Annotated in this window: 6 protein-coding genes; 2 read left to right on the top strand and 4 right to left on the bottom strand. The window is 31.7% G+C overall.

Annotation, left to right across the window (positions count from 1 at the left end):
• Nucleotides 1–486: hypothetical protein (locus JUJ52_RS22625; RefSeq protein WP_228089212.1), on the top strand; the 486-nt coding region annotated here is incomplete at its 5' end.
• Between the two features lie 14 nt (nt 487–500).
• Nucleotides 501–689 (top strand): hypothetical protein, encoded by a 189-nt coding sequence (locus JUJ52_RS22620; protein WP_228089114.1) that lies wholly within the window; start codon nt 501–503, stop codon nt 687–689.
• A 255-nt stretch (nt 690–944) separates the two neighbouring features.
• Here the strand turns inward: JUJ52_RS22620 and JUJ52_RS22615 are convergent, their stop codons facing one another.
• The 4 genes from JUJ52_RS22615 to JUJ52_RS22600 all read right to left on the bottom strand — a co-directional run bounded on the left by JUJ52_RS22615 (nt 945) and on the right by JUJ52_RS22600 (nt 3,736).
• The gene (locus JUJ52_RS22615) at nt 945–1,421 is read right to left on the bottom strand and encodes a hypothetical protein (protein WP_228089211.1); all 477 of its coding nucleotides are present in this window, start codon (nt 1,419–1,421) and stop codon (nt 945–947) included.
• Nucleotides 1,422–1,527: 106 nt separating this feature from the next.
• Nucleotides 1,528–1,815: a hypothetical protein gene (locus JUJ52_RS22610; protein ID WP_228089210.1), complete on the bottom strand. Its 288-nt coding sequence runs from the start codon at nt 1,813–1,815 to the stop codon at nt 1,528–1,530.
• Nucleotides 1,816–1,999: 184 nt separating this feature from the next.
• The gene (locus tag JUJ52_RS22605) at nt 2,000–2,659 is read right to left on the bottom strand and encodes an SAP domain-containing protein (protein ID WP_228089209.1); all 660 of its coding nucleotides are present in this window, start codon (nt 2,657–2,659) and stop codon (nt 2,000–2,002) included.
• Between the two features lie 276 nt (nt 2,660–2,935).
• Nucleotides 2,936–3,736 (bottom strand): sulfite exporter TauE/SafE family protein, encoded by an 801-nt coding sequence (locus JUJ52_RS22600; RefSeq protein ID WP_228089208.1) that lies wholly within the window; start codon nt 3,734–3,736, stop codon nt 2,936–2,938.
• Nucleotides 3,737–4,201 lie beyond the last annotated feature (465 nt).

Here is a 4,201-nt window from a genome sequence, read left to right as displayed (position 1 = left end):
AGTGCTTCTGAGGCTGACAAATATGATGAAAAAGAAGTAGAAAATCTTGCAAAAGTATTAGAAATCTTGTTTGATAAAAGTATAGTTTATGATAATAATGGAACTCCAATTGGTTTCAATAAAAATATTGTTGAAACAGAGTTATCAAAAATGCCTGATTATAACTATATAATAGATGAGTTAGAAAAAGAGAGACTACTTATTGAAGATAAGATAAGTCTATCACCAATGCGCTTATTAAAGGTAAATCCAAAATGGGCCGCAGCTAAGGAAGCTTGTTTTAGAAAGGAAATAAAAAAGCAATATGGTGGGGCAGCACTAACATCAGCTGTGGACATGATTTTGAACGGAAAGTGGAAAGACGGTGCAAAAAAGTTACTTAAATTAGGTGTGAGGGGCTCAATACCAGGTATTTTTGTGACTATAGGGTTGACTAATGGTAAGTGTGGAGAAAAAGCAAGTAAAAAATATAAGCATTACTTATAAGAAGGTGTTTATCTTTGGATAAATTAAAGAAACAATTTATAAGATATTATGTCATTATACCAATTACTTATTTTATATCATGGGAAATTTTTGCATTCATTCGCGGAGATGATTTAAATGAAGCTTTTTCTTGGGTTGCTTGTTACTACATTTTGATGAGTATTTACGGATTTGTTATTATAAAAAGTGATAAAAATAAATAACTGTCAGCTCTTATATCGGGCGCCTGACACTATCAATCTAAGGTGAATGACTTTACCAAAAACGACATAAAAACTATCCTTTCTGTAATATCATGGAAAGGATGGTTTTTATGTGTAGAAAGGTTTACAGCTCCAGTTGGATTACCTTTGTATATAGTATTTTTATTCCTTTAAATTGTATTTAAATATACATAAACAGATCCTAAAATTGTTCAAAAAAGACTACCTGTTTTTAGATAGTCTTTTTGAAGTTTACTAGTTCATAACATTGTGACCACAGTTACTACACTTAGCACGAATAGTAGTTTTATGTGCAAAGTTATTTGGAGTATGCAAACGTTTTGCGTATGCTGCTCCCTCGCAAAATGGGCATTCAAATGTTACTTCACCATATTCTTTATCTTCCTTTTTAAAGGCTTCATTAATTGCGATATGGAACCCCATTACTTTTCTTAATAATTTTTCTCCTTCAAGATATTTAGATTCCATTGATTCTAAGCAACTAATTGCTTCATCTTTAGTTATATTGTTATTGTGATATTTCACATACAGTAATATTACATCTTCAAATAACCATACTGTAGAGCTAGGTGCAAATTGATCAATATACTTATCTAGCCATCTATTATCATGTTTTTTGTTTATCATAATCCTTGCCACTTTATATGCTTTTTCTTTTAAATCATTAAAATCATCTATATGAAAAGATTTCCATGTTTGATTTTTGAGCAAAATACTCACTCTCCAATTTTGTACTTTTATTAGCTAATTCTAATCCATTTAACTTCGTTATTTTTTGTACATCTAATGGAATTTTTGGTAGTATCTTCACTTCTACTTAAATAGATTTTATTTGACTTATATTTATAGTAATCAGCTTTCTTATATCATCAAATGAATCAGGAAGTGATAAAACCTCACAATTCATCCCGTTTATATCTCCAATTGAATTAGCTGGGTATTCTACTATTTCATTCTTTTTTCCTGTCTCATATCCCAGTTGTCCTTTTTCTAAATTTAATGGAACTAAGGAAATAGAATTTGTTGATTGCTCAATAATACTTTTTTCTATAAGGGGTAGCGTCAGGAAAAGCGGTTTCCTGACGCTACCCCTTATAGCAGGCAATTAGACAACTTGATATAGTCTAATAACATACTAACCACAGGAGACCATACCAAATAAGAGACTATCTATGTATGAATGATCGCAATCTTAACCATTGAGGCAGTCTCTTATGCTAATTCGCTTATATGATTTGATAGTCTATCATGTGTTCAAATTTACCTTCAATGATAAAACTTCTTACTTTTCATTTTTTTGCGTTTGAAATCTTTTCAACTTCACGATAAAACTGATCTAATAGATCTTCATTATATTCTTTTGGGCCAGGATTAGTTTTTACATAATTCCACAAAAAAGCAGCAATTTTCATTTTATTCTTCATACATTGTGTCCTCGTATCTTTATTAAAGTCTCTAACAAAGTTATTCCATTGATACGTTTTTTCTTCGGGAGAAATTATGCTATGATTCTCCTCCCCATTCTTTCCCTTTTCATAAATTTTGATTAAATCCCCTACAGTCATGTTAAGATCACCTTGGCGTTCTGCTTCACGTAGCGCTGATGCCATTTCTTTTGTAAATTTAAACTTTGGAACGTTATAATAATTTGCAAAAAATTCCCTAGCTGTTTGATTAAACTTAAAACCCTCAGGAATTAATTTCGTAGCTACAGTTATTTTAGTTGAACGAACGCCTTTTCTAATATTAGAAACTTTTTGACGGTTATCACCTACTTTTTTTCCAGATAGATAGTTTTTAATTTTTGATTCCAATTCCGCTTTTGTTCCATGCGAGGGTATTTTACAATCAATACAAATTCTCTTTAACTCTTCTTTATACCAATAATGTTGAGAAAATTCCTTAACTGACATATTCCGATTAAAGTCTAGTCCATTCATTTTATCCATATTGATCCTCCAGTAATTATGATCTGGTAAACGCATCAATTCATTATACAGCACCACTATTTATAAAGCTTTAGAAATTCTAATCATTTAAGCTTCCGTTTATAATCTTTCATCCTCATTTTTTCATCCAAAGATGCTTGCGTGAATGTGTTTAATAAAATCCTTTAACGAATCATAACATAACCTTTATATTCTATCGCCTCGATTATAGAAAAAACCTTAAAATTAAGGCAAACTGCAATTTATCTTCAGTCTCAATGGCCTAACCAACCCCCATTATTCAAATATCATTGCAATGACCACAATAACAAGCAAAGACAAGTAAACCTTGGAAAATAATCGATCAGGCATATGGTGAGCAATGCGTGTGCCTATAGGTACGCCTATAAACCCTCCAGCAACAATACCAATAAATGCCGGAATATAAACAAAGCCTAAAGACCATGTGGGGAGATCTGGATGTTGTATTCCATTAAATATAGATGTTACAGCACCTACAATCGCTATAGGAAGACTCAACGGAGTTGCAAGAGAAACCGCATTGACCATCTTTAATCGACAGCTTCGCAAGAAGGGAATGGTTATAACACTGCCGCCAATACCAAGCAACGTGGCGATAACACCAACTACTAAGCCAATAAACGACGTTTTTATGCGATTTGGCATCTTGATATGATTGTCTTTCATATCTATAAATGTTTTCTTCATCAAGGAAGAAATAATTGTATAAATAGCAAACATAATAAATAGATATCTAAGAATATCGCCTGCAATAAAAGGAGAAAAAAGGCCCCCGATTAAAGCACCTACGGCAATTACAGGTGCAAGCTGAAAAAAAATATACCATAATATATGGCCTTTACGATGATGAGATATCGTTGAGTTTATAGAATTCACAATCATAATAGCAAGCGATGTTCCTACGGCCATGTGCATAACTAATGAATCAGGAACATTTAATTTTGGCAGCAACAAATACAATACGGGTATTACTACAAATCCCCCTCCGAAGCCGAACATGCTCGACAAAAAACCTGTTAATACACCAAACACTAAAAAAACTATAATTAGTTCCACATAATCCCCCCATTTACGACAATTTGCTATTCGATTGACTAAAATCGGTAGTTGAATAATCGACGCGTACAAAGTTAACTATCATAACAAAACAGCGCATTACTTATTTTTAATTTCTTCTAATAATGTAATAACCTTTTCATTTTGTTCAATGATAGTGTCGTTTTGATTTCTAATCCTAACAAAATCAAATAAGATGACAATTAAAATAATCATGATAAAAAATATTACCATCCTTATTCACCTCTAAAGAACTACATTTATTTTTACGTTGTTTTTTTAAAATTAGCAGCGATTTAATAGCTATGTTTTAGGTTTCATTTATTATTTAGTCGCCTTTTCTGTACTAAGTATATCGAGCTAAACCCTGCCATAAACAAAAATGTTTCTAACCAATTCAACTCATCACCACCAATGTACTTCCAACCCATAATAAAAAAGTAAAAGATACAAAATAATATCACA

The sequence above is a fragment of the Virgibacillus sp. AGTR genome (assembly GCF_016919725.2).
GTDB classification, from domain to species: Bacteria; Bacillota; Bacilli; order Bacillales; family Amphibacillaceae; genus Virgibacillus; species Virgibacillus salarius.
The sequence above is the reverse complement of the archived record's forward strand: the minus strand, read 5'-3'. Positions and strand labels throughout refer to the sequence as shown.

What these genes read in the sequence shown, in the direction of transcription:
- JUJ52_RS22605 (WP_228089209.1), bottom strand. Translation starts at nt 2,659, where the DNA reads ATGGATAAAATGAATGGACTAGACTTTAATCGGAATATGTCAGTTAAG.